Genomic DNA, 24,190 nt, shown 5'->3' with positions numbered 1-24,190 from the left:
TTGATCAGCAATCCCGCCGCCTCCGCCCGGCCGGAGATCCTCGCTGTCAGCGACCTTCTCGACAGCGTTATTTCCGGTGTTATCAGGATCCCACGTTTCCAAAGACCGTACGTCTGGGGACCTGACGACATGATCCAGCTCTTTGACAGCGTTCTGCGTGGGTATCCAATCGGGTCGCTCCTCTTGTGGCAGACGGACCGAGCCGACATCACCAGCCTAGAGACACTCGGCCCAATTGTGTTGCCCCAAAGTGGCCCTCTGACGCGACAATACGTCGTTGACGGCCATCAGCGGCTCGCAACCCTGCTAGGTGTGCTTCTGCTTCCAGAGAATTATCCTCGTGACCGTCGCGACGATTGGCGGTGGTGGATCGCGTACGATCTCAATACTCAGCAATTTGTTCATATCAAGCAATCAACAGTAGAAATTCCACTTCATCAGCTGCCTTTGCGTAGTGTCTTGCGTACTTCTGAGTTTGCGCGTCGTACTCGAGAGATAATGGCGTCTCCAGATTTTGCTGCAAGTGAGGTAGAGCAGTTGTTGGATCGTGCAGATCTTGTCCAAAGTAGAGTTCGAGAGTATCGAGTTCCTATGACGGTGATGCGTTACGGATCACTTGATGATGCTGTGAATATCTTTGCGCGAACTAACCAGCGCGGGCGCGATATGACGCCCGATCAAATGGTATCAGCACTGACATTCCGCGACAGGGATGAGGGTGATTTTGATCTCGCGGGTGAGATTGACCGGATCCTGGGCGGCTTGAGGGAGTTGGGCTTCTCAGATTTGCAGCGACGCACGATCCTGCAAGTCATTCTTGCCTCGGCGGATCTGGATTTTACTCGACTTACCTATGAACGCATAGTGGACCGATCCTCGTTCGACAGGATGCGTCCCGCTGTTGAGCGAGCCACAGCGGCACTTCACGAAAGCGTGCGGTTTTTGGATCACGACATAGGACTGAAGACCAGCCGGCTGTTGCCTTATGCTTCGCAGATTGTGATGCTGTCTATATATTTCGACACGATAATAAATGGTAATATATCTCATACCGTGTCCGATCGTCGATCCCTTGAGAAGTGGTTTTGGGCAACGTCTTTCAACGGATGGTTTGCTGGGGCAAACACCACGGAACTTCGCCAAGCGGGCGATGCAATGCGCAAGCTGGCGCAGTCTAGTGTTCAGTACGAGATGGAATTTTCAGCGTTTTTCATCGATAGGCCGATCCGCGCATTTCCCGAGACGTTCGATAGGCGCTCGGCTCGCGTTCGAGCGTCTTTGCTGGTGCAGATTCTTGAAGGGAAGCCGAGAGAGCCGAAGACAGGCCAAATCTTCGATGGTTCGGCGGTTTTCGCTGACTCAGTGACGCGTGATCTTCCGTACTTTTTCCCTAATCAGCGAAGACCTAAGGTTTCCAATCCTGCGAATCGTGTCATCCTTCCTGGCGGCTATCCTAGGAACGTGAGGGTAACCTTCACAGGATTGGATATTAAGGATCCTGGTGACGAGTTGACGCTAGCGTCTCACTTCATAGATTGTGAAGCCTTCGAGGCGTTGTCGCGAGATGACTTTGAAATCTTCATTTCTAGGAGGGAGGCTAATATTCTTGCTGCGGAGCAGAAATTTTTGGGGTCATACCAGCTGGTAATCGATACGTCAGCTAAACGTAGTGGCGAGGAAATAGACACCGATGAGTAATGCCTTCGATTCGGTTGTTAAGTATTTCTCGTTGGGCATTGCAAATGCCGATTTATTGAAGGTGCCGCTCTTGTTGGCATCGATGGGTGCTGTGTAAACTCAACTGGAAGTGTGGGGTTGTGGTATCTCCGGAAATTGCGGTATTTCATCTGATATCACCTGCCGATGCTGCTAAGGATACCGGCAGGTCCATCCGTGTCTAGGCACCATGATGAACTCCAAGCCTCTTACGGTATGTCCGCGCGCAGTCCAGGCCGACGCCATGACCCCATCCTTCTTCACCCGCCGTCTCGCCGCCCCCGCCGTCGCCCTCCTCCTCGCCCTCGCCGCTCCCCACTCCGCCCGGGCCAGTGCCGACATCAGCTGTTCCCCGGCCTGGACCCTCGCCCACGACACCCTGACCGACTGCGGCAACATGGCGATGCTGGCGCCGGGGAACGACACCCGCGTCAACCTGGTGCTGCTGCTGGCGGATCGGCATCCGCGCGCCACGGCGGCGCCCGCGGCGGCCGGCGGGGGCGGGGAGGGCGGCGGGGATGATCCGCTGTTCGACTGGCCGGCCCTGAAGACCCGCCTCTTTTCCGGTCCCGGTGACTCCTTCAACGGCGGCTATGCCTCGGGCGAGGGCTCGCGGTGCCGCAGCAACGAGGCCGGCATGGCGGAGTTCGAGGCCGCCGTCGCCGCCACGGCGGCGCTGCCCGAGGCGGAGCGGGTGGCCCTGGTCGGCGCGCGCAAGGCGCTGTCGCCGACCTGTACGAACCCCAGGGCGGCGGAGCCGGAGGGGATAGCGGATCAGATCCAATCGGTGCCGGGCAAGGCGTTCCTCGCCTATCTGGAAGGCACGCAGGCCTTCTATGACGGCGATTTCGACACCGCGTCGGCGCGTTTCGCGTCGCTCGGCGGGTCGGACGTGCCCTGGCTGAAGGAGACGGGGCTCTACATGCTCGGGCGGGTCGCGGTGAACCGCATGCAGGTCGACGCCTTCGACGAGTACGGCTATCCCAAGGACGCCGACACGATCGCGCCGGCGCTGGTCGACCGCGCGGAGACGGCGCTCGGCGCCTATCTCAAGGCCTATCCGCAGGGCGCCTATGCCAGGTCGGCGCGGGGCCTCATGCGCCGCGTCGACTGGCTCGGCGGCCGCAAGGACAAGCTCGCGGCCGAATATGCGGCGCTGTTCGCCGAGGACGGGCCGACGCGCGGGCTCGACGACGGGGTGCTGGCCGACGAGATCGACAACAAGCTGCTGCCCGGCCTCGAGGTTTCCGAGACGCGCGATCCGGTCCTGCTGGCGGTGATGGACCTCGCCCGGATGCGCGCGCCGGACAAGGGCGAGAAGGACACGCGGATCACCCTGGCCGAGCTGGAGGCGCAGCGCCCGGCCTTTTCGGCCAATCCGGCGCTGTTCGACTATCTGCTCGCCGCCCATGCCTTCTACGTCCAGAAGAAGCCGAAGGCCGTGCTCGGCCTGATCCCGGATGCGGCACGGCAGGCCACGTTCGGGCCGCTGCAGTTCAGCCGGCAGATGCTGCGCGGCATGGCGCTGGAGGCGTTGGCCGACCGCAACGCCCGCGGCTTCTGGGCGGACATGCTGACGGGCGCGACCGGCCCGTACCAGCGCCCGGCGCTGGAGCTGGCGATCGTCCTGCACGAGGAGCGCGCCGGCGCGCTGGAGACGGTGTTCGCGGCGGGATCGCCGGTCCGCAACCCGACGATCCGCGCGATCCTGCTGGCCCATGGCGCGGACGCCGCCCTGCTGCGGCGGCAGGCGAAGGCGCCCGAGGCGAGCGCGCATGAGCGCGACCTCGCGGTCTTCACGTTGCTCTACAAGGATGCGACGCGCGGCCCCCATGCCGACTTCGCCCGGGATCTGGCGCTGGTGGGGCCGGCGGAAGCGCCGGCGGAGCCCTCCGACGGCACATCCGGCAGCCTGATGGGCGAGATGTCGCCCCAGGTGTTCACGCAGCCCGTCGCCGCCGGGGAGTATGACTGCCCGTCTTTGGCGGAGACGCAGGCGCGGCTGGCGCGCGCGCCGCAGGACGCCCGGGCGCGGCTCTGCCTGGCGGACTTCATGCGCATCGCCGGCCTCGACGGCCTGTTCCTCGACACCCAGCCTCCGAAGGACGAGCTCGGCGGCGCCCCCTCGACGTTTCCCGGCAAGCCCTATGCGCGGCTGGAGACCTACAGGGCGATCATCGCCGATCCGAAGGCGGCGGCGGACGACAAGGCCTATGCGCTCTATCGCGCGGTCAACTGCTATGCGCCCTCCGGCAACAATGCCTGCGGCGGCGGCGGCGCCCCGCGCAAGGAGCGCGCGGGCTGGTTCCGCCGCCTGAAGCAGGACTATCCCGCGTCGCGCTGGGCCAAGGACCTGACCTATTACTGGTGAGGATCCGGTCGCGACCAAGTACTTCGAATCGTCATGGCCGGATCAGGTTCCGTCGACGCTAAGGAATCGCGCAAGAATAGCTGCTTCAGGTACGACGCCTGCAGTTCCCCTCCCCCTTGCGGGGAGGGGTAAGGGGTGGGGGTCTCACAGGAAAAGGCACAGCCAGTTCTTTACGACCCCCACCCTTTATCCCTCCCAGCAAGGGGGAGGGAAGGCACAGGCGTCGCATTCTTGCCTGAGATGACAAGTCTCGCCCAGTCGAAGATGTATCCGCCGCGCTCTCAAACCATCGATTCAGTTATCCGTGAAGGACGCCTAAGATAAGTGATTGTCGGGGAAATGGGCTCGCCCGCTCAATCGCGTCATGGCCGGACTTGATCCGGCCATCCCGAGCGAAATCGAACTCGATTTCGCTGCGAGATCGCGTGCGATCTCGTGAGCGGACACGGCGATTGGGGCCTATCTTCATCCGATTCTGTGTCGTTGTGTGCGCGTGGATGGCCGGATCAAGTCCCATCGGCGCTAAGATAGAGACGGACCACGTCGCTGCTGGGAAAGGCGACGCCCCCTCAGCCGTCATGGCCGGACTTGATCCGGCCATCCACGCGAACACGGCGACTGGGGGTTGTCGTCACCCGCTTCTGTATCGTTGCGTGCGCGTGGATGGCCGGATCAAGTCCGGCCATGACGCGATTGAACGGGCGAGCCCATTTGCCCGACGAGAACTTATCTCAGCGCCGATGGGGCCAAGTCCGGCCATGACGGCGGAAAGGACATCGCCCTTCTCGGGAGCGGCATGGTCCGGCTCTGCCTTGCCGCCCGTGGGGACAAGCCCGGCCGCGACCGCGGACACGGTCGAGGCCGGCGACTACGACGCCTTCTGGCTGTGGGCCGGCGTCAGGCCGCAGCCGGTGCTGGCGCGGGCGCGCCGCCTCTATCTCCTGCAGAGCGAGGTCACGGCCGGCGATCCCGTCCGCCTCGTGGCGCAGCGGCCGGCGATGCCGCGGGTGCGCGGGCCGGAGCTGTGGATGGTGGTGCGCGTCGGCACGCTGCGCTGGCCGCCCGAGGTCACCCGGCAGGTCCTGGCCCAACTGGAGCGCTGGCGCTCGGCCGGCAATGCGGTCGCCGGCCTGCAGATCGATTTCGACGCCCGCACCCGCCACCTGGAGGATTATGCCCGGTTCCTCGCGGATCTCAGGCGCCGCCTGCCGGCGGACTGCCGGCTCGGCATCACCGGCCTGCTCGACTGGAGCGCCAACGGCGACCCGGCCGGCCTCACGGCCCTGGCCGGCGTCGTCGACGAGGTCGTGCTGCAGATCTACCAGGGGCGCCGGGTCATTCCCGGCTACGAGGCCTATCTCGCCAGGCTGGACCGGCTGAAGATCCCGTTCCGCATCGGCCTCTTACAGGGCGGCGAGTGGCGGATGCCGCCCGGGCTGGCGTCACACCCGTGGTTCCGCGGCTTCGTCGTGTTCCTGCGCAATCCGCCGCGGGCGTGAGCCTGCCGCCTGCGACAGCCGCGCCTGCATCCGGACCGGGACGGTCCGCGGGGGCATCGCTTGCCGGGCATGACGCGAGCCGGACGCTGGACGCCAGGCTCCGGACGCAGGCCGTCAAGGCGGAGGCCGCGCCCCGCGCTACGGGGGCGCCTTCGCATCCCCGGAACGGGCGAAGTGTCCGGGCGGGCAGCCGAGGCGCCGGCGGAAGGCCGTGCTGAAGGCGCTGGCGGACTCGTATCCGATCTCGTCGGCGATCCGGTCCAGGCTCATGGCGCCGTGCCGCAGCGCGTCCTTCGCCCGCGCCATCCGCCAGCGGGCCAGGTATTCGATCGGACCGCAGCCGAGCACGGTCCCGAACCGCGCCGCGAAGGCCGACCGGGACATGCCGGCGATCCCGGCGAGCTCCGAGACCGTCCAGCCCGCTCGGACGTCGGCATGCATCGCGCGCAGGGCCCGCGCCAGGGCCGGGTCGCGCATGCCGCGGAGCAGGCCGGCGGGCGCGGCGTCGGGATCGAGGCTGCGCCACCGCAGCGCCTCGACGAGCAGGACCTCGAGCAGGCGCTGCAGGATCATCTCCTTGCCCGGGGCCTCGCCGGCGCATTCGTCCATGATGAGCTCGACGACGCGGCCGAGCCGTCCGGTGCGCCCCTCCGAGGCGGGGATGTGGATGAGGCCGGGAAGCAGCGCCAGCAGCAGCGGCGCGTTCACCGGCTCGATCCGGAAGGTGCCGCCGAGGGAGACGAAGTCGGGCTCTCCCTCCTGGTCGCCATGGCGGACGGCGACGTCCACCGGATCCCGGGGCTCGCATTCGACCCCGAGATGGCTGCAGAGCGAGAAGGGTGGGGTGGACGGCAGCAGCAGGAAATCGCCCTTGCGGACCCTGACGGGCGCCTCGCCCGCGAAGGCGAGCCAGCACTCCCCCTGCAGGATGATCGTGAAGCCGGGTGCGTCATGGGCGGCGTAGCGCACGCCCCAGCGTCCGCGGCCCGAAATCGGCTTGGAGACCGCCGTGCTGGGGCGCAGGAGGGCGATGACGTCGCTGAGCGGGTCCATCCTGGACGATCCGTAACTGATCTCGGACGTGCGATTATGGATCGTCCCGATCAGAATTTCTAGTGTGCCTCCATCGCAATGAAGGAGACCTCACATGCCCAGGACCGTACTCATCACCGGAACCTCGTCGGGCTACGGCAAGGCGACCGCCGAGCTCTTCCTCGACCGGGGCTGGAACGTCGTCGCCACCATGCGGCGGCCCGACCCGACGGTGTTCGCGGCGGGTTCGGAGCGCCTGCAGGTGCTGCCGCTCGACGTCACCGACGCGCAGAGCATCGCCGGCGCCATCGACGCCGCCGTCGCCAGGTTCGGGGCGATCGACGTCTGGGTGAACAATGCGGGCATAGGCCTTGCCTCGGTCGTCGAGGCGACGCCCGACGGCACGGTCCGCGACATCTTCGAGACCAATACGTTCGGCGTGTTCGCCGCGTGCCGCGCCATCATTCCGCGGATGCGCCGGCAGGGCCACGGCGTGATCGTCAACGTCACGTCGAGCGTCACGATCGGCGTGATGCCGCTGGTCGCCTTCTACGCCGCCAGCAAGTTCGCCGTGGAGGGCTTCACCGAGTCGCTCGCCTACGAGCTGGAGGCGTTCAACATCAAGGCGCGCCTCGTCGAGCCCGGCTACGCGCCCAGCACGAATTTCGGCTCGAACGGCAGCGCCCGGATGCAGGGGCTGATCCCCGACGACTACGGCGCCTTCGCCCGGGCGTGCTTCTCGCGGCTCGCGGCCTATCCCACCGCCTTCTGCAGCGAGGCGGATGTCGCCGAGGCGGTGCACGCGGCCGCCACCGACGAGGGCGCCCGGCTCCGCTATCCCGCCGGAGCGGACACGAAGCTGCTCGCGGATCTGCGCCGGAGCCGCTCGGAGGAGGAGTATCAGCGGCAAATGCGCGAGATGTTCGGCCCCCGGACCTCGTGACCTGCCGTCGCCGGGCGGCGCCGCTCCGCGCGGCGTCGCGACGCGGCGCCGGCCCGGGGCAGTGGTCCCTTCACCATCTTGCCGCGCTGCGATAAGCCGCTTTGACGGACAGATGCAGACAGGCGAGGATGCCGGCATGACGCAGAACGCAAAATGGCGCTCCCTCGCCGAACGGGAGATCAAGGCCGATCCCGACACGCTGGTCTGGCGCACGCCGGAAGGCATCGACGTGAAGCCGCTCTACACCGCCGAGGACAGCGAGGGCATCGGCCATCTCGGCTCGCTGCCGGGCGAGGCCCCCTTCCTGCGCGGCCCGCGCGCGACCATGTATGCCGGCCGCCCCTGGACCATCCGCCAATATGCCGGCTTCTCGACGGCGGAGGCCTCGAACGCCTTCTACCGCAAGGCCCTGGCGGCCGGGCAGCAGGGCGTGTCGGTGGCGTTCGACCTAGCCACCCACCGCGGCTATGACAGCGACCACCCGCGCGTCGAGGGCGATGTCGGCAAGGCCGGCGTGGCGATCGATTCCGTCGAGGACATGAAGATCCTGTTCGACGGCATCCCGCTCGACCGGGTCTCCGTGTCGATGACCATGAACGGCGCGGTGATCCCGATCCTGGCGAGCTTCATCGTGGCCGGCGAGGAGCAGGGCGTCCCGCGCGAAAAGCTCTCCGGGACCATCCAGAACGACATCCTCAAGGAGTTCATGGTCCGCAACACCTACATCTACCCGCCCGAGCCGTCGATGCGCATCGTCGCCGACATCATCGCCTACACGGCCAGGGAGATGCCGAAGTTCAACTCCATCTCGATCTCCGGCTACCACATGCAGGAGGCCGGGGCGACGCTGGTGCAGGAGCTCGCCTTCACGCTGGCCGACGGGCGCGAATATGTGCGCGCCGCGCTGAAGCAGGGACTGGACGTCGACGCCTTCGCCGGGCGCCTGTCCTTCTTCTTCGCCATCGGCATGAACTTCTTCATGGAGGCGGCCAAGCTGCGCGCGGCGCGGCTGCTGTGGACCCGCATCATGCAGGAGTTCCAACCCAAGAAGGCCGCCTCGCTGATGCTGCGCACCCATTGCCAGACCTCCGGCGTGTCGCTGCAGGAGCAGGACCCCTACAACAACATCGTGCGCACCGCCTTCGAGGCGATGAGCGCGGTCCTGGGCGGCACCCAGTCGCTGCACACCAACTCCTTCGACGAGGCCATCGCGCTGCCGACCGAGTTCTCTGCCCGCATCGCGCGCAACACGCAGCTGATCCTGCAGCACGAGACCGGCGTCACCCGGGTCGTCGATCCGCTCGCCGGCTCCTACTACGTGGAAAGCCTGACGAAGGATCTCGCCGACGCCGCCTGGGCGCTGATCGAGCAGATCGAGGCCATGGGCGGCATGACCCGGGCCGTCCACGAGGGGCTGCCCAAGCGCCTGATCGAGGAGGCGGCGACGCGCCGGCAGGCCGCCGTCGACCGGGGCGACGAGGTGATCGTCGGCGTCAACAAGTACCGGCTGGAGAACGAGGAGCCGATCGACATCCTCGACATCGACAACCGGGCGGTGCGCCAGGCGCAGGTCGCCCGCATCGAGACGACGCGGCGCCTGCGCGACCCCGGGCAGGTGGACGCAGCCCTGGCCCGGCTGGCCGGGATCGCGGCCGGCGGCGAGGGCAATCTCCTGGAAGCGGCCGTCGAGGCGGCGCGGGCGCGGGCGACGGTCGGCGAGATTTCCGACGCCATGCGCAAGGCCTTCGGCGACCACGCCGCGGTGCCGAAGGTGGTGCGCAAGGTCTATGAAGGCTCCTATGCCGGCGAGCCGGAATACGAGACCCTGGTCGCCCGGGTGAAGGGCTTCTCCGCCGGGCTCGGCGAAGCACCGCGGCTGCTGGTCGCCAAGCTCGGGCAGGACGGCCACGACCGCGGCGCCAAGATCATCGCCTCCGCCTTCGGCGACCTCGGCTTCGCGGTCACGGCCGGGCCGCTGTTCCAGACGCCGGAGGAGGCCGCGGACCTCGCGGTCGCCTCGAAGGTGCATGTCGTCGGCATGTCGTCGCTGGCGGCCGGCCACAAGACGCTGGCGCCGAAGCTGGTCGAGGCGCTGAAGGCGCGCGGCGCCGAGGACATCATCGTGGTGGTCGGCGGCGTCATCCCGCGGCAGGACTACCAGTATCTCTTCGACCACGGCGTCGCGGCCGTATTCGGCCCCGGCACCAACGTCCTCGACGCCGCCCGCGCCATCCTCGACCTGATGGAGGGCAGGCGGCGGAACGCCTGACTTGACCAAATCGAGCTGAGGGCTCGGCTGACCGCGATCTCAAAGCGTCGAGAAGTTTTGCCGGCTTGAGACCTGCCGGCGAAGGCCGTCGCTACCGCGAACCGTCGGATCGACGGGATCTCGGCGCCTCCGTCCGCCGGCCCGTCAGGGTTGGCCGGCCGCTTTCCGCTTGCCGGGCGCCTTTGCCTTGCCTCGGCGCGCGGGCGCCGGCCGGCCGGCGAGGTCGGGCGCGTTGCGCAGCCGCGCCAGGAGATCGAGCGCGGCGGGGCTGAGATAGCCGCCGCGGCGCACGACGGCGTAGACCGGGTTGGCGACGACGAGGTCGGCGACCGGAATGGTCGCGAGCGAGCCGGCCCGCCGCTCCTCGTCGATGGCGCTCTCGGGCAGCAGCGCGACGCCGAGGCCGGCCTCGACCAGGCGCTTCATCGCATTGAGGCTGTCGACGGGCGTCCAGCCGATCTCGCCGACGCCGCGCGCCTGGAACTGGGCGAAGATGTTGTCGGCGAAGGTCTCGCGCTGCTCGTAGGCGTTGCGGAAAGCGAACCAGCGCTCGTGGCGCAGCGCCAGGAGCGAGGCCAGGCGCTCGCCCGCGAAGGGATGGTCGGCGGCGCAGACGACGGCCATGGCTTCCGAGGCGATGTGCTCGCAGATGAGATCGGGCGAGATGTCGAGGAGGTAGCGCAGGCCGATCACCGCCTCGCCCCGCCGGACCATGTCGCTGACCTCGATGCTGTTGGCGGTGCTGATCGACAGGTCGAGCCCGGGATGGTCGCTCGAGAAGCGCTTGAGCACCGCGGTGAGGTTGGTGCCGGCGAGCGTGCCGACCGCGGCGATCGAGACGCGGCCGGCAACCTCCTTGCGCATGGCGTCGATCGCGCTCCGGGCATCCCCCAGCGCCGCCAGCACGCGCTCGGCGTGGGGCAGCAGCGTGCGGCCCGCCTCGCTGAGCACCACGCCGCCGGCGACGCGCTCGAAGACCGGCACGCCGAGCTGGTCCTCCAGCAGAGCGATGCGCCGGCTAATGGCCGGCTGGGACCGGCCGAGGCGCTCCGCCGCGGCGGAAAACCCGTCGGCGCGATGGATGGTGACGAAGGTCAGGAGGGCTTCGCTGTCCATGGCATGCAAAAAGCTGATCAGGATCAGAGATATTATGACTTCGACAAATGGTGGGGCAAGCGGCATGAACGAAGGGGCGAAGGCGCTCCGGCCGGACCGGACCCTGCGCCGGCCCGGCGTCTCGATCGAGCGAAGGGCCGCGCAAAACACCTGGGAGGAGATCGACATGCCGCATGATCGCGAGACCGACGCGCGCGCTTTCAAGGCCCTGCACGCCGCCCGGGAGGGCTTCATCATGCCGAACGCCTGGGACGGCGGCAGCGCCGCCGTTCTGGCCGCGGCAGGCTTCCCGGCCATCGCCACCACCAGCGCCGGGATCGCCTTCGCGCTGGGCAAGGCGGATTACGGCATGGCGTCGCCGGGGCTCGCGGTGTCGCGCGAGGAGATGTTCGACCATATCCGGCTGATCGCCGGCGTGGCGAAGGTTCCGGTCAATGCCGATCTCGAAGCCGGCTATGGCGACAGCCCGGAGGCGGTCGCCGAGACCATCGTCTTGGCGATCGCGGCGGGCGTCGCCGGCGGCAACATCGAGGACAAGGTCCCCGGCCGGCCGGGGCTCTACGACGAGGATCTCGCAGTCGCGCGCATCGCGGCAGCCCGCGCCGCCATCGACGCCCGCGGCAGCGCCTTTGTCCTGACGGCGCGGAGCGACGCGGTCCTGCAGTCGGGCAGGGCCGGCCTCGCCGACGCCATCCGCCGCTGCAGCCGCTACCGCGAAGCGGGAGCGGACTGCCTGTTCGTGCCGGGCGCCTGCGACGTCGACACCGCCGGCCTGCTGGCGCGCGAGATCGCCGGGCCGATCAACGTGGTGATGGGGCTCGGCACGGCGAAGGGCAATGCCCGCGCCCTGCTCGCCGCCGGCGTGCGGCGGATCAGCCTCGGCGGCAGCATCGCCCGCTCCGCACTCGGCTTCGTCCGCCGCTGCGCCGAAGAGCTGCGCGACCACGGCACGATCGGCTTTGCCGAGCAGCAGATCCCGCAATCCGACCTCAACGCCTTGTTCGCGCAGGCGCGCGGCGCATCCGCGCCGCAGCATTGAGCGGCCTCGCCGCGTCAGTCGAGCACGACCTCGGCCGCGAGCCCGCCGCCGTCCCGGTTCCGCAGCCGGAGGCTGCCGCCGATCGCCAGGGCCAGCTCATGGGCGATGGCGAGGCCGAGGCCGGTGCCGCCGGTGTCGCGGTTGCGCGACTGCTCGAGGCGGTAGAAGGGCTGCAGCACGGCTTCGAGCTGGTCGGCGGGAATGCCGGGGCCGCGATCGAGGACGGCGATGCGGATCCGTCCCTCCGGCGTCCCGGCAACCTCGATCTCCGCCGCCCCGGCGAATTTGAGGGCGTTGTCGACGAGGTTGGTGAGGATGCGGCGCAGGGCGTGCGGCCGGGTCAGGACGGCCCTCTCGACCGTGCCGGACACCGTCACCCTCTTGCCGGTGTCCTGGTAGTCGAAGGCGAGGCTCTCGACGAAGGAGCCGAGATCGATGCGGGTCGGCTTCTCGACATTGCCGTGGGCGCTCCTGGCATAGGCCACGCCATCGCGCACCAGCGTCTCGATCTCGCCGAGGTCGGCGACGAGCCTGTCCCTTTCCGGGCTGTCCTCGGCCAGCTCGGCCCGCAGCTTCATGCGGGTGATCGGGGTCTGCAGGTCGTGCGAGATGGCGGCGAGGATGCGTACGCGCTCGGCGAGATAATGGGCGATGCGGTCGCGCATGGCATTGAAGGCGGTCGCGGCATAGGCGACCTCGGTCGGTCCGCCTTCCTCCAGCCGGGCCGCGGTGCCGCCGGGGTCGAGGGCCTCCGCCGCCGTGGCGAAACGCAGCAGCGGCCGGATCGCCAGCCGCACGGCGAACCAGGTGCAGAGGATGAGCAGCGCGAGCTGGGCGGCCAGCACGGCCGGCAGCCAGGCGGCGAGCGGCATCGGCTTCGGCACGATGTCGATCGTCACCGGCGAGCCGTCGCCGAGCGTGACATGCGCCTGCAGGTGCTCCCGGTCGCCCGGGATGCTCTCGACCCGGACGGGAAAGCGCCGTCCGGCCCCGGCATTGACGGTCTGGGCGATCTCGGCGGCCCGCCGGCTGAGCTCGGGCACGCCGGGCTGGCCCGGACCGATCTCGTAGCGGTAGGTCGGCCGGTCCAGGAGGGCGAGCCAGCCCGGCCGTTCCCCGGGGGGCAGGCGGTCGAGCAGGGCGATCGAGGTGGCGACGTCGTTCTCGAGCGTCGTCAGCATCATCGCCTTGGCGCTCATGGTGCGCTCCAGGAACAGCGCGGCGAAGGACAGCGCGTGCGCCGCGGCAAGCCCGGCGAGCAGGATGAGGAAGAGCCGCCAGCGCAGGCTGCGCGGCAGGTGCCAGCGCAAGGCGCGCAGCCGACCGAGCGCGCTCATGCCCGCGCCGTGGTGATCTCGACCGGCATCGCCAGGACATAGCCCTCGCTGCGCACGGTCTTGATGCAGGCCGGTTCGCGCGCATCGTCGCGCAGGCGCTGCCGCAGCCGGCTGACGAGCAGGTCGATCGAGCGGTCGAACAGCTCGGCCTCGCGGCCCTGCGTCAGGTTGAGGAGTTGGTCGCGCGAGAGCACCCGCTGCGGATGGTCGAGGAAGACGCGCAGCAGGCGGTATTCGGCGCCGCTCAGCGCCACCGCGGTGCCGTCCTTGTCCAGGAGATGCCGGGCCACCGTGTCGAGCTGCCAGTCGCCGAAGGTCAGCAACTGCCCGGCCTCGGTCACCTGCAGGTTCGGCGGCAGCATGCGGGTGCGGCGCAGCACGGCCTTGATCCGGGCCAGCAGCTCGCGGGCGGCGAAGGGTTTGACCAGATAGTCGTCGGCTCCCATTTCCAGACCGACGATCCGGTCGGTCTCGTCGCTGCGCGCCGTCAGCATCAGGATCGGCGTCGCCTTGTGCCGCCCGGCCCGCAGCTCCCGGCACAGCACTAGGCCGTCGTCGCCCGGCATCATGATGTCGAGCACGACGAGGTCGACCCGGTCGCCGTCGAGGAAGGCGCGCATCTGCCGGCCGTCGGCGGCGACGGTGACGCGCAGGCCGTTCTTCTTCAGATAGCTGGAGACGAGGTCCCGGATCTCCCGGTCGTCGTCGACGATCAGCACATGGTCGATATGGTCCATCCGGCGGTGCCCCGATGATGCTCCCGCCAGTCTAGCATTGCGGGGCGCAGGGCAACCGGGCGTCCCGGGGAAGAATTGTATCGCCATGTATCGGCGCTCCCGGACGGTACACGGCCGGACACGATTTCCGCCATGCCGGGCGCGTCCCGAGGGGCTACACGGCGATACAAATCCCATGGGGCCGGAACACACCGCAGATACGCCACGCCTGTGAATTGCGGGCCTTGCTCGACGCTGCCGGTGCGCCCGCGCACATCGGCGGCGTCCCGGAGGATCCGTCATGACCTTGTTCATCGTCTCCTATCTCGCCGGCGTGCTGACCATCGTCAGCCCCTGCATCCTGCCCATCCTGCCCTTCGTCTTCTCCCGGGCCGATCAGTCCTTCCTCCGCCATGTCCTGCCGATGCTGGTCGGCCTCGTGGCCGCCTTCGCCGCGGTGGCGAGCCTCGCCGCCGTCGGGGGAAGCTGGGCGGTCCATGCCAATGAGGCGGGGCGATCGGCCGCCGTCGCGCTGCTGGCCGTGTTCGGCCTCACGCTCGTCTCAGCGCGCGCGGCCGCCTTCCTCACCCGGCCGATCGTCGCGCTCGGCAACCGGCTCTCCGGCACGGCCGATGCCGGCGGACCGGGCGTCGGCGGGTCGCTGCTGCTCGGCGTCGCGACCGGCCTGCTCTGGGCGCCCTGCGCCGGCCCGGTCCTCGGCCTGGTGCTGACCGGGGCCGCGCTGCAGGGTGCCAACCCGCAGACGACCCTGCTCCTGGTCACCTACGCCGCCGGCGCGGCGACGTCCCTGGCGCTGGCCGTGCTTGCCGGCGGCCGGGTGTTCGCGGCGATGAAGCGTTCGCTCGGCATCGGCGAGCGCATCCGGCAGGCGCTGGGCGTCGCCGTCCTCGCCGGCGTCGGCGTCATCGCCCTCGGGCTCGACACCGGCGTCCTGGCGCGCCTGTCCTATGCCAGCACCGGCCGTCTCGAGCAGTCCCTGCTCGATCGGCTGCATGACGCGCCGGTCGGGGATGCGACTGCCGCCGCGGCCGCGGAGGGGCATCCGGCCTATCGCAGCAGCCTGCCCGTCGAGGGGACGGCCCCCTCGCTCGACGGCGCGGTGACCTGGCTCAACGCCAGGCCGCTTGCCGCCGAGCAGCTGCGCGGCAAGGTCGTGCTCGTCGATTTCTGGACCTATTCCTGCATCAACTGCATCCGGACCATGCCCTATGTCCGGGCCTGGGCCGAAAAGTACAAGGACCAGGGCCTCGTGGTGATCGGCGTCCACGCGCCCGAATTCGCCTTCGAGCGCAAGATCGGCAACGTCGAGCAGGCGGTCCGCGATTTCGGCATCACCTATCCGGTGGCCGTCGACAATGATTTCAAGATCTGGCGCGCCTTCCGCAACAGCTACTGGCCGGCCCACTACGTCATCGACGCCGAGGGGCGCATCCGCTTCCATCAGTTCGGCGAGGGTGACTACGAGCAGACGGAGCAGGTCATCCGCGACCTCCTGGCGGAAGCGGCGGGAAGCCGCAAGGCAGACGGGCCCCTCGTGTCGCCGCAGGCGCGGGGCGCGGAAGCCGCTCCCGACCTCGGCGCGCTCGGCTCGGGCGAGACCGATGTCGGCTACAGGAGGGCCGAGAACTTCGCCTCGCCCGAGAGTGTCGGGGCTGACCGTGCCCAAGATTACACGGCGGGCGGGTTGCGCCGCAATCAATGGGGCTTTTCCGGCAACTGGACGGTCGGCGCCGAGCAGGCCACGCTCAATCGGCCGGACGGCGGCATCGCCTATCGCTTCAGCGCCCGCGACCTGCATCTCGTTCTCGGCCCGGGCGCACGCGGGCGACCGATCCGGATCCGGGTGACGGTCGACGGCCGGGCGCCGGGAGCCGACCACGGCGCGGACGTCGATGCCGACGGCAACGGCACGATCTCCGAAACCAGGCTCTACCAGCTCGTGCGGCAGGCGGGCGAGGTGCGCGAGCGGACCTTCGAGATCCGCTTCCTGGATCCGGGCGTCGAAGCCTATGCCTTCACCTTCGGCTGAGCCGCGGGAGGCCAGGCCTTTGGGGCGCCGTCGCAGCCGAGCGCGGCGCTCATCCCGGGACTGACAAGCCGATGCACCGTTTCGTATTGGTCTGTATCCTGCAGGCCGGATGATACCGGGGCTTTCGATGCCGGCCGGAGACGACACAGCCGGGATACATGGCTGCGGCGTCCTGCGAGGACACATCAACTGTCGGGAGACCAACATGTCGGAGACAATCGATCAGGGGCGGCGCAGGATCCTCGGCACGGCGATGCTGGCCTGGGCCGCAGCCTCGTTCGGGCCGGTTCCGGCCGGCGCCGAAACATCCGGGCGGGCGCCGCAGGCACGGAGCGGGAGCTCCTTCGGCGCGCTGAAGCAGGTCAAGGCCGGCGGGCTCGATGTCGGCTATGCCGAGGCTGGCCCGGCGGATGGTCCGCCGGTGCTGCTGCTGCACGGCTGGCCCTATGACATCCACACCTATGTCGATGTCGCCCCGATCCTGGCGGCGGCCGGATACCGGGTGATCGTCCCCTATCTGCGCGGCTACGGCACGACGCGCTTCCTCTCGGCCGAGACCGCCCGCAACGGCCAGCAGGCGGCGCTCGCTGTCGACGCCGTCGCGCTGATGGATGCGCTGAAGATCGGCCAGGCGGTCATCGGCGGCTGCGACTGGGGCGCGCGAACCGCCAATATCGTGGCGGCGCTGTGGCCGGAGCGCTGCAAGGCGATGGTCTCGGTCAGCGGCTATCTCATCGGCAGCCAGGCTCTGAACCGGACGCCGCTGCCCCCGAGAGCCGAGCTGCAATGGTGGTACCAGTACTACTTCGCCACCGAGCGTGGGGAGGCCGGCTATGCCAGGTACAGGCGGGATTTCGCCCGCCTGATCTGGGAGTCGGCCTCGCCGAAATGGGCCTTCGACGACGCCACCTTCGAGCGCTCGGCCGCCGCGCTCGACAATCCCGACCACGTCGCCATCGCCATCCACAACTACCGGTGGCGGCTGGGCCTGGCCGCCGGCGAGCCGAAATTCGACGAGCTGGAGCGCCGGCTCGCGGCGTTCCCGACGATCGGCGTGCCGACGATCACACTGGAAGGCGACGCCAACGGCGCGCCGCATCCCGATCCGCATGCTTACGCCGGGAAGTTCTCCGGCAAGTATGAGCACCGGCTGATCACGGGCGGCATCGGCCACAACCTGCCGCAGGAGGCTCCGCAGGCCTTCGCCCGGGCGGTGATCGATGTCGCCGCACTCTGACCATCCATCCGACGGAGCTTGCCGATGACCCGCATGATGATCCTGCCCTGTGTCGCTGCGATGCTTGCCGCCGTCGCCGCGCTGTCGGCGGCCGCCGTTGGCGCGGAGCCGCAGGCCGCCTCGCCGGTCTACGGCGTCACGGTGCCGGAGGGCTATCGGCAGTGGCAACTGATCGCGCCCGCGCTCGAGGGCGGATCCTTCAACGAGATCCGCGCCATCCTCGGCAACGGCGCCGCAGCCGAGGCCTATCGCGCCGGCACCCTGCCGTTCCCGGACGGCACCGTCCTGGTCAAGCTCACCTGGAAGGAAAAGCAGTCGGAGGAGTTTCCGTTGGCGACCGTGCCGGGCGCCGCGACGGCCGTCCAGGTCATGGTCAAGGACTCCCGGAAATACGCCGCCACCGGCGGCTGGGGTTTCGGGCGTTTCGTCGACGGCAGGCCGACCAGCGAAGCCGAGCACCGCACCTGCTTCGCCTGCCACGAGGCCCGCGTGAAGGGGCATGATTTCGTCTTCACGCGGTATGCACATTGAGCCGCAGCGCGTCTTCGCGACACGGCCGCGGGGCCTCGGGACGACGCCGGGCTCCGGCGGCGCGTTACGACGCCGCCCGGGCCGTCGTCCGCTTCGGCCGCCTGACGGCCCGCACCAGGCCGCTGTCGCCGCCGCCGCAGAAGAAGCGGTCGCCGCCGTCGGATTCGAGCCCGGACACGCCGATTCCTGCCGGCATGTCGAGCCGCTGCAGCACGTCGCCCGTCTTCGGGTCGATCCGGCGCAGGTCGCTCTCCCCGCCCTCCCAGGTGGCGTGCCAGAGCTCGCCGTCGACCCAGGTGACGCCGGTGACGACGCGGCTGCATTCGATGACGCGCAGGACCTCGCCCGACTCCGGGTCGATCTGATGGATCTTCCTGCCGAGATATTGCCCGACCCAGAGCGAGCCCTCCGCCCAGGCCAGGCCGGAATCGCCGCCGCCGCCGGGGGCGGGGATCGTGGCGAGGATCTCGCCGGACTCCGGATCGATCTTCTGGATGCGGTCCTCGGCGATCTGGAAGAGATGCCGCCCGTCGAAGGCGGTGCCGGCATGGGCGGCGACATCGATCGCGCGTACCGCCGCGCCGCTGTCGGGGTCGATGGCGTTGAGCCTGTCGCCGGACGCGAACCAGACGTTGCGGCCGTCATAGGTGACGCCGGCCACGTGCTTGACATCGGGGAAGGGGCCGTATTCGCGCAGGACTTCGGCGGACGATCGACGCATTGTCCATTCTCCTTGGCTCTTCATCAAGCCTAGCCGTTCGGCATGGGCGCCGGGAGTAACAAGGCTGTCGGGAAACCCGGCACGGGCGGCGTCATCCAGCGGCGGGCGCGGCCGCGGCCGACGGGTTGCACCCGGCCGGTCGCCGCCAGCTCGTCGAGGGCCCGCTGCACAGTACGCTGGCTGGCGCCGAGCGCCAGTGCCAGCGCCGAGCTCGACCAGGATTCGCCGTCGGCCAGCAGGGCGAGCGTCGCGGCATGCTCCTCATCGATCGGCTGGGCCAGCACGACCACGGTGTCGCCGGCCCGGGCCGGCGTCAGCGCGAAGCCGTTCGGCGTCGCGCCGATATCGGCCAGCGGCCCGAGCTCGGCCCTCAGCCGGCCGATCTCGACCCGCAGCCGGGCACGATGGGATTCGTCGGCGTCCTTGCCGCGGAAAGCCCGGACGATGAGGCCGGCCCGCGGCACGTCGCCCGGCCAGGCCTCGGCCAGCGCCCGGGCCAGTGCGAACAGCACCGGCCGCGTCTCCAGCGAGACCACCGCGCCGGCATGCCGCACGCAATAGCGGCAGGCATCGATCACCAGCGCTTGGGAGGCCAGCAGCGCCTCCACCTCTTCGAGCCGGAGCAGGCGCTGCTCGCCCGGCGCGATCAGGCGCGCGGCGGGCGTGTCGAGCACCAGTGAGGCGCCCTCGATCTCCGCCAGCAGCGCCGGGACGCCGGCCTGGCGCGCGGCGCGCTCGGCCCGGGCGAGCGCCGCGCGCGCGTCCTGCGTGCGCAGCCGCCGGATCGCGATCCCCGCCACCACCAGGTCGTGCGCGGCGCGCGAGGCCGGCGGCAGCGGTGCCGGATCGAGACCGGCGAGCACGCGCTCGGCCTCGTCGAGGCGGCCGATCAGCAGGAGGCGGCGGGCGGCGAGATAGCGGGCATAGGCGGCGTTGGCCCGGTCGCCATACCGTTCGAGCGTCGCCCGCGCGGCATCGAGCGCCCGTGTCGGCCAGCGCAGGTCACGCGAGACCAGCGCGATCTCCGCCTCGGCGACGACGCAGCGGGCGCGCGCCACCGTATCCCTCGGACCGAAGGCGCGCGCCGCCCGCTGCAGCAGGACCTTGGCCCGCGCGAGATCGCCGAGCTGCGCCATGGCGATGCCGCGCAGCGCCAGCGCCGGCGGATCGTCACGCAACGCAACCCGCTTCAGCGCGCCGAGGGGATCGCCCGCGGCGAGCGCGTGCGCCGCGGCCGTGATCAGCGAGTCCATGGCAATCCCGCCAAGCCTGTCCTCCCACCGGTTGGCCTCGGGCGCCGCGCGGTGCCGCGGCGGCCGGGCAGGCCGCCCGACGAGAACGAACCGCGTGGCGCGCGACAGTCAAGGAAGAACAGCCGATCCGGGCATGGGAGAATGGCCGGCGGCGGCCGCGACCGTCTCCAGCGGGAAGAAGCGGGCGCCGAGCCTCGCAATTCCCCCCGAACCGGCAATATGCTGCCGGGGGGGCGGGGCGAACGAATCAGACGCGGAGCCGGGAGCATGCCGACGCGGCGGGAGAGGTGGGGCCGATTCCGCCTTCTCGCGCCTCGATCATGTCAAGGGGGACGTCGCCTCCATTCCTCCGCCCCGCTCGAAGAAATCCCGCAAACGATCGAGCGCGACGGATCGCTGTGCCCGCCATGACCAATATCACCCGGCTCCGTTTTGATCTCGACGTCCTGCGCGACCTGGTGGGGAAGACGGTGTTCGAGCGCGGCGCATCCTATCACGCCGGCGGGCTGGTCACCCTGCTCGGCGTCGAGCCGGACCGCGCCCTGGCAGAGGTGGCGGGGACGCAGATCTATCGCACCGAAGTCGGCGTGCGCGACGGAGCGATCGCGGGCAAATGCTCCTGCCCGGCCTTCGCGGACCGGGGGGCGTGCAAGCACATGGTGGCGACGGCGCTGGCCGCCAACGCCGTGACCGGCGACGAGGCTGGCGACGACACGCTGGCCCGCATCCGCAGGCACCTGACGGCGAGGGGCATAGACGCCCTGGTCGAGATGATCATCGATCTGGCCATGGGCGATCCGGTGCTGTTTCGACGCCTGGACACGGCGTCGGCGATCGAGCAGGGCGAGGACCGGACCGTCGAGTCCCGCCTGCGCAACGCCCTCGAAGCCGCGACGCGAACCGGGGCCTATATCGAGTATCGGGAGGCGTCCAGCTGGGCCGCCGGCGTGGAGGATGTGCTCGATGCCGTGGCCGATCTCGTGCCGGGCGGACGAGCCGGCCCGGCACTGGCGCTGGCGACGCGGGCGCTCGACCTGATCGCGGACGCCATCGAAAGCGTCGACGATTCCGACGGTCATTGCGGCGGGCTGCTGGAGCGGGCTCGCGACATCCATCTCGCCGCGGCCCGCGCGGCGAGACCCGATCCCGTGGCGCTGGCGCGCGATCTGTTCGAACGGGAACTGCATGGCGACTACGGCACGTTTTCCGGCGCCGCCCAAATCTATGCCGACGTTCTCGGCCAGGCCGGGGAGGCCGAATACCGCCGTCTGGCGTCGGTCGCCTGGGCGGAACTGCCGCCGAGGACCCCAGCCAGGGGCGGCGAGCGCCCGTTTTCCGGCGACTACACTGGGATCGCGGCGATCCTGGACCTTTTCGCCGAGCGCGACGGGGATGTGGAGGCGCGCATCGCCCTGCGCGCCAAAAACCTGTCCACGCCCTGGGACTATATGCAGCTCGTCGAATTCTGCCGGGCGCAGGGACGCGAGGAGGAGGCGCTGCGCCGCGCGGAGGAAGGGCTGTGGGTGTTCGAGGATGAAAGCCGTGTCGACGAGCGGCTGGTCCTGCTGGCCGTCGATCTCCTCGTGAATGCCGGGCGCAAGGACGACGCCGAGGCGCGTCTGTGGCAGTTGTTCGGCAAGCAGCCGAACATGGCGCTGTATGAGCGGTTGCGCGGCCTCGGCGGCGAGAGTGCACGCGATCGTGCGGTGGCGCTGCTCGAGGCCCGGCTGGGGAAGGAGCGGGGCAAGACCTGGAGCTGGAACTTTCCCGCCGACCTTCTCGTCAGGGTCCTCATGCGGGAAGGGCTGTTCGAGGCGGCCTGGGCCGCGGTGCGCGCACACAAGGTTTCGATCGGATTGCGGGAAAGCCTCGCCCGGGCGAGCGAGGCGGCCTATCCGCGCGCGGCGCTCGAAGTGTATTCCGAGCGGGTGGAGCAACTCGCCGAAGGCGGCGGCAATGGCGGCTATGAGGAGGCCGTGGCGCTGATCGCCCGCATGGGGAGGCTGCGGGACCGCAGCGAGCAGGCGGCCTATGTCGTCGGGGTCAGGGCCCGCTTCGGCCGCCGGCGCAATTTCATGAAGCTGCTCGACCGGGATGTCACGAGATAGCGGCCACACCCTTCCCGAGGCCGTGACCGCCTGATCCGCGGCAATCCCGCCAAACTTGTCACTCCCACCGCTCCGCCCGCCGGCGCCATTGTGTGCCGCGACCGCCGAGCGGCCGCCCTCGTCGAGGGCAGGCCGCGCGGGACAGGCGAGGGAGAAGACCGATGACGACGCATATCACGGGAACACGCGAGGAGTGGCTGGCGGCGCGGCTCGACCTGCTCGAGGCGGAGAAGGAGCTGACGCGGCGCAGCGACGAGTTGGCGCGGCGGCGGCAGGCGCTGCCCTGGGTCCGACTCGACAAGATGTACCGCTTCGAAACCGATGCGGGCAGCGCCTCGCTGGCGGATCTCTTCCAGGGGCGCTCGCAGTTGCTCGTCTATCACTTCATGTTCGGCCCCGACTATGCGGCGGGCTGCCCGTCCTGCTCGATGATCGCCGACGGCTTCGAAGGCTTCACGACGCACCTCGCCAACCATGACGTGATGCTCTGGGCGGTGTCGCGGGCGCCGCTCGCCAAGCTGCTGGTCTACAGGCAGCGGATGGGCTGGACGTTCCCCTGGGCGTCCTCGCAGGACGGAGATTTCAACGCCGACTTCAACGTCGCCTTCACCGAGGCGCAGCAGCGCCAGGGAACCATCGACTACAATTACCGGCGCGAGCCGGCGTTCCTCTGGCGCGACGGGCAGGAGGGCGACGGGGCGGGATGCGGGTTCGCGGCCATGTGCGGCACCGACGTGCCCACCTTCCAGCGCGACAGGCCCGGCATGAGCGCCTTCGTGCTCGAGGATGGTGTCATCTACCATACCTACTCCACCTATGCGCGCGGACTGGACGGCTTGTGGAGCGCGTATCAGTGGCTCGACCGCGCCCCCAAGGGCCGCAACGAGACGGGGGTGTGGTGGCGCCGCCATGACGAGTACGAGAGCGTCCGGTCGGCGCAGGAGGGCAGCCGCCATGCTTGCTGCTCGGCATGACATCGGCGGCAGCCGGTCGGCCCCGCTCGGCGCGGCCGACTGGCTCTGCCTGACGGCCACGCCGGCCTTCGCCATCGTGGCGCTGCTGACGGCGACCCAGGGCGCCGCGCCGGACATGGTCTGCTCGGCCGGGAGGAATGCCTCGCCCCTCGGCGGCATGGTGCCGATGTATCTCCTGATGAGCGTCTTCCATGCCGCGCCCTGGCTGAGGCTGATCGCCGGGCGCCGCGCCGCCGCCGGAAGGTCCTGATCCGGTCCCGGCCGGACCAGAGAAAGAACTCCGCCCATTCATGCCGGCCCTCGACGCCGCGGCTCGCCCGCGGCCATGGGCCGGCATGCGCCCCATCGAACAGGAGAGAGACATGAACATCGGATGGATCGCCGCGCTTGCCGCCTTCGCGGCCGCCACCATGGCCACCGCCGCGCCGGGCTGGGCCACCGGGACGGCGCTGGATCGCATGCCGGCCGATCTCGAGACGCGGCTGGCCCTCAGCGCCGCACCTCCGGCCTTGCGCGGGGATGCGAGTGTCTACCTCCTCGATCCCGACAAGGGGTATCGCCTGGCCCGGCAGGGGACGAGCGGGGTGAGCTGCATCGTCGAGCGCACGTCCTGGGACCTCGGCGACGACCGCGACGACATCTATATCCCGCTCTGCTACGACACCGCGGGCAGCGGGACCTATCTGCGGCACATCATGGAAGCGGCCGCCCTGCGCGCACAGGGCATGGGCGCCGCCGCCCTGAAGGCGGAGATCCAAAGGCGTTACCGGGAGGGCGTCTACCGGGTTCCGGACAGGGTCGGCGTCTCCTACATGGTCGCGCCGGTCATGCGGACGATCGGGCCGCCCGACATGACCGTCCACACCATGGCCATGCCGCATGTGATGTTCTATGCGCCGCGCGTCACCAACGCCGACCTCGGGGCGCGGCCCAACCTCGCCGACCATGCCAGCCTGACGAGCCCGTTCATCGACCAGCAGGGCGCGCCCGAGCACAGCTATGTGATCCAACTGACGGGCGAGGCGGAAAAAGCGAAGATCCTGACCGACGAGAAGGCGCTGCTCGCCGATCTCTGCGCCTATCGCGATGTTCTGTGCCTGAAGCATGGCGAGCACTGAGCCGGCCTGAGATCCGCGGGGCCGGCCCCCTTCGGCCATGAGCGCGGGGCTGTGCATCCGCCGGCGGGACCCGATTGGCGCGGACCTGTCCGCTATGGCTATATCCGAACTCGGCGCGATGGCTCGGTCGATCCCACTGGATCGGTCCCGAGCGCACCGT

Annotated in this window: 19 protein-coding genes; 13 read left to right on the top strand and 6 right to left on the bottom strand. The window is 69.3% G+C overall.

The features are described from left to right. The 3 genes from AC27L4_RS32205 (at position 1) to AC27L4_RS32195 (ending at position 5,586) form a co-directional block, all read left to right on the top strand. The gene (locus tag AC27L4_RS32205) at positions 1-1,698 is read left to right on the top strand and encodes a GmrSD restriction endonuclease domain-containing protein (RefSeq protein ID WP_487146793.1); all 1,698 of its coding nucleotides are present in this window, start codon (positions 1-3) and stop codon (positions 1,696-1,698) included. A gap of 262 nt (positions 1,699-1,960) precedes the next feature. Then, positions 1,961-4,087: a PA5441 family protein gene (locus AC27L4_RS32200; RefSeq protein ID WP_487146792.1), complete on the top strand. Its 2,127-nt coding sequence runs from the start codon at positions 1,961-1,963 to the stop codon at positions 4,085-4,087. 821 nt (positions 4,088-4,908) lie between these two features. Continuing rightward, positions 4,909-5,586, top strand: a complete 678-nt coding sequence (locus AC27L4_RS32195; RefSeq protein ID WP_487146791.1) for a DUF3142 domain-containing protein — start codon at positions 4,909-4,911, stop codon at positions 5,584-5,586. A 138-nt stretch (positions 5,587-5,724) separates the two neighbouring features. Here the strand turns inward: AC27L4_RS32195 and AC27L4_RS32190 are convergent, their stop codons facing one another. Then, positions 5,725-6,639, bottom strand: coding sequence for an AraC family transcriptional regulator (locus AC27L4_RS32190; protein WP_487146790.1), 915 nt, complete (start codon positions 6,637-6,639; stop codon positions 5,725-5,727). A 94-nt stretch (positions 6,640-6,733) separates the two neighbouring features. Here AC27L4_RS32190 and AC27L4_RS32185 point away from each other — a divergent pair, with 94 nt between their 5' ends. Both AC27L4_RS32185 and scpA read left to right on the top strand, forming a co-directional pair. Continuing rightward, positions 6,734-7,561 (top strand): SDR family oxidoreductase, encoded by an 828-nt coding sequence (locus tag AC27L4_RS32185; protein ID WP_487146789.1) that lies wholly within the window; start codon positions 6,734-6,736, stop codon positions 7,559-7,561. 136 nt (positions 7,562-7,697) lie between these two features. Continuing rightward, positions 7,698-9,830 (top strand): methylmalonyl-CoA mutase, encoded by a 2,133-nt coding sequence (gene scpA / locus AC27L4_RS32180; RefSeq protein ID WP_487146788.1) that lies wholly within the window; start codon positions 7,698-7,700, stop codon positions 9,828-9,830. A 144-nt stretch (positions 9,831-9,974) separates the two neighbouring features. Here the strand turns inward: scpA and AC27L4_RS32175 are convergent, their stop codons facing one another. Continuing rightward, positions 9,975-10,946, bottom strand: coding sequence for a LysR family transcriptional regulator (locus AC27L4_RS32175; RefSeq protein WP_487146787.1), 972 nt, complete (start codon positions 10,944-10,946; stop codon positions 9,975-9,977). A 64-nt stretch (positions 10,947-11,010) separates the two neighbouring features. Here AC27L4_RS32175 and AC27L4_RS32170 point away from each other — a divergent pair, with 64 nt between their 5' ends. Beyond that, a complete protein-coding gene (locus AC27L4_RS32170; RefSeq protein WP_487146786.1) occupies positions 11,011-11,985 on the top strand; it encodes an isocitrate lyase/PEP mutase family protein in 975 nt (324 codons plus the stop codon). Positions 11,986-11,999: 14 nt separating this feature from the next. Here the strand turns inward: AC27L4_RS32170 and AC27L4_RS32165 are convergent, their stop codons facing one another. Together AC27L4_RS32165 and AC27L4_RS32160 are read right to left on the bottom strand one after the other, a co-directional pair. Further along, a complete protein-coding gene (locus tag AC27L4_RS32165) occupies positions 12,000-13,322 on the bottom strand; it encodes a sensor histidine kinase (protein ID WP_487146784.1) in 1,323 nt (440 codons plus the stop codon). Next, positions 13,319-14,059: a response regulator gene (locus tag AC27L4_RS32160; RefSeq protein ID WP_487146783.1), complete on the bottom strand. Its 741-nt coding sequence runs from the start codon at positions 14,057-14,059 to the stop codon at positions 13,319-13,321. The genes AC27L4_RS32165 and AC27L4_RS32160 overlap by 4 nt, the downstream gene beginning before the upstream one ends. A gap of 280 nt (positions 14,060-14,339) precedes the next feature. Here AC27L4_RS32160 and AC27L4_RS32155 point away from each other — a divergent pair, with 280 nt between their 5' ends. From AC27L4_RS32155 to AC27L4_RS32145, 3 genes are all read left to right on the top strand, one after another. After that, a complete protein-coding gene (locus AC27L4_RS32155; protein ID WP_487146782.1) occupies positions 14,340-16,088 on the top strand; it encodes a cytochrome c biogenesis protein DipZ in 1,749 nt (582 codons plus the stop codon). A gap of 205 nt (positions 16,089-16,293) precedes the next feature. After that, positions 16,294-17,325 carry an alpha/beta fold hydrolase gene (locus tag AC27L4_RS32150; protein ID WP_487146781.1) on the top strand — a complete coding sequence of 344 codons (1,032 nt, stop codon included), beginning with the start codon at positions 16,294-16,296 and terminating at the stop codon, positions 17,323-17,325. Between the two features lie 60 nt (positions 17,326-17,385). Next, positions 17,386-17,856 (top strand): cytochrome P460 family protein, encoded by a 471-nt coding sequence (locus AC27L4_RS32145; protein WP_487146856.1) that lies wholly within the window; start codon positions 17,386-17,388, stop codon positions 17,854-17,856. 64 nt (positions 17,857-17,920) lie between these two features. Here AC27L4_RS32145 and AC27L4_RS32140 read toward each other — a convergent pair whose 3' ends face one another. Together AC27L4_RS32140 and AC27L4_RS32135 are read right to left on the bottom strand one after the other, a co-directional pair. Next, positions 17,921-18,577, bottom strand: coding sequence for a Vgb family protein (locus AC27L4_RS32140; RefSeq protein ID WP_487146780.1), 657 nt, complete (start codon positions 18,575-18,577; stop codon positions 17,921-17,923). 29 nt (positions 18,578-18,606) lie between these two features. Continuing rightward, the gene (locus AC27L4_RS32135) at positions 18,607-19,830 is read right to left on the bottom strand and encodes a helix-turn-helix domain-containing protein (RefSeq protein WP_487146779.1); all 1,224 of its coding nucleotides are present in this window, start codon (positions 19,828-19,830) and stop codon (positions 18,607-18,609) included. 407 nt (positions 19,831-20,237) lie between these two features. Here AC27L4_RS32135 and AC27L4_RS32130 point away from each other — a divergent pair, with 407 nt between their 5' ends. The 4 genes from AC27L4_RS32130 (at position 20,238) to AC27L4_RS32115 (ending at position 24,030) form a co-directional block, all read left to right on the top strand. Continuing rightward, on the top strand, positions 20,238-21,938 hold the full coding sequence (locus AC27L4_RS32130; protein WP_487146778.1) for an SWIM zinc finger family protein: 1,701 nt from the start codon (positions 20,238-20,240) through the stop codon (positions 21,936-21,938). Between the two features lie 161 nt (positions 21,939-22,099). Continuing rightward, positions 22,100-22,912, top strand: a complete 813-nt coding sequence (locus AC27L4_RS32125) for a DUF899 domain-containing protein (protein WP_487146777.1) — start codon at positions 22,100-22,102, stop codon at positions 22,910-22,912. Continuing rightward, a complete protein-coding gene (locus AC27L4_RS32120; RefSeq protein WP_487146775.1) occupies positions 22,893-23,162 on the top strand; it encodes a hypothetical protein in 270 nt (89 codons plus the stop codon). The genes AC27L4_RS32125 and AC27L4_RS32120 overlap by 20 nt, the downstream gene beginning before the upstream one ends. A gap of 112 nt (positions 23,163-23,274) precedes the next feature. Next, positions 23,275-24,030: a hypothetical protein gene (locus AC27L4_RS32115; protein ID WP_487146774.1), complete on the top strand. Its 756-nt coding sequence runs from the start codon at positions 23,275-23,277 to the stop codon at positions 24,028-24,030. Positions 24,031-24,190: the final 160 nt, after the last annotated feature.

It is taken from the genome of Labrys sp. Lb11 (genome assembly GCF_057554225.1).
This window is presented reverse-complemented; position numbering and strand designations above follow the sequence as displayed.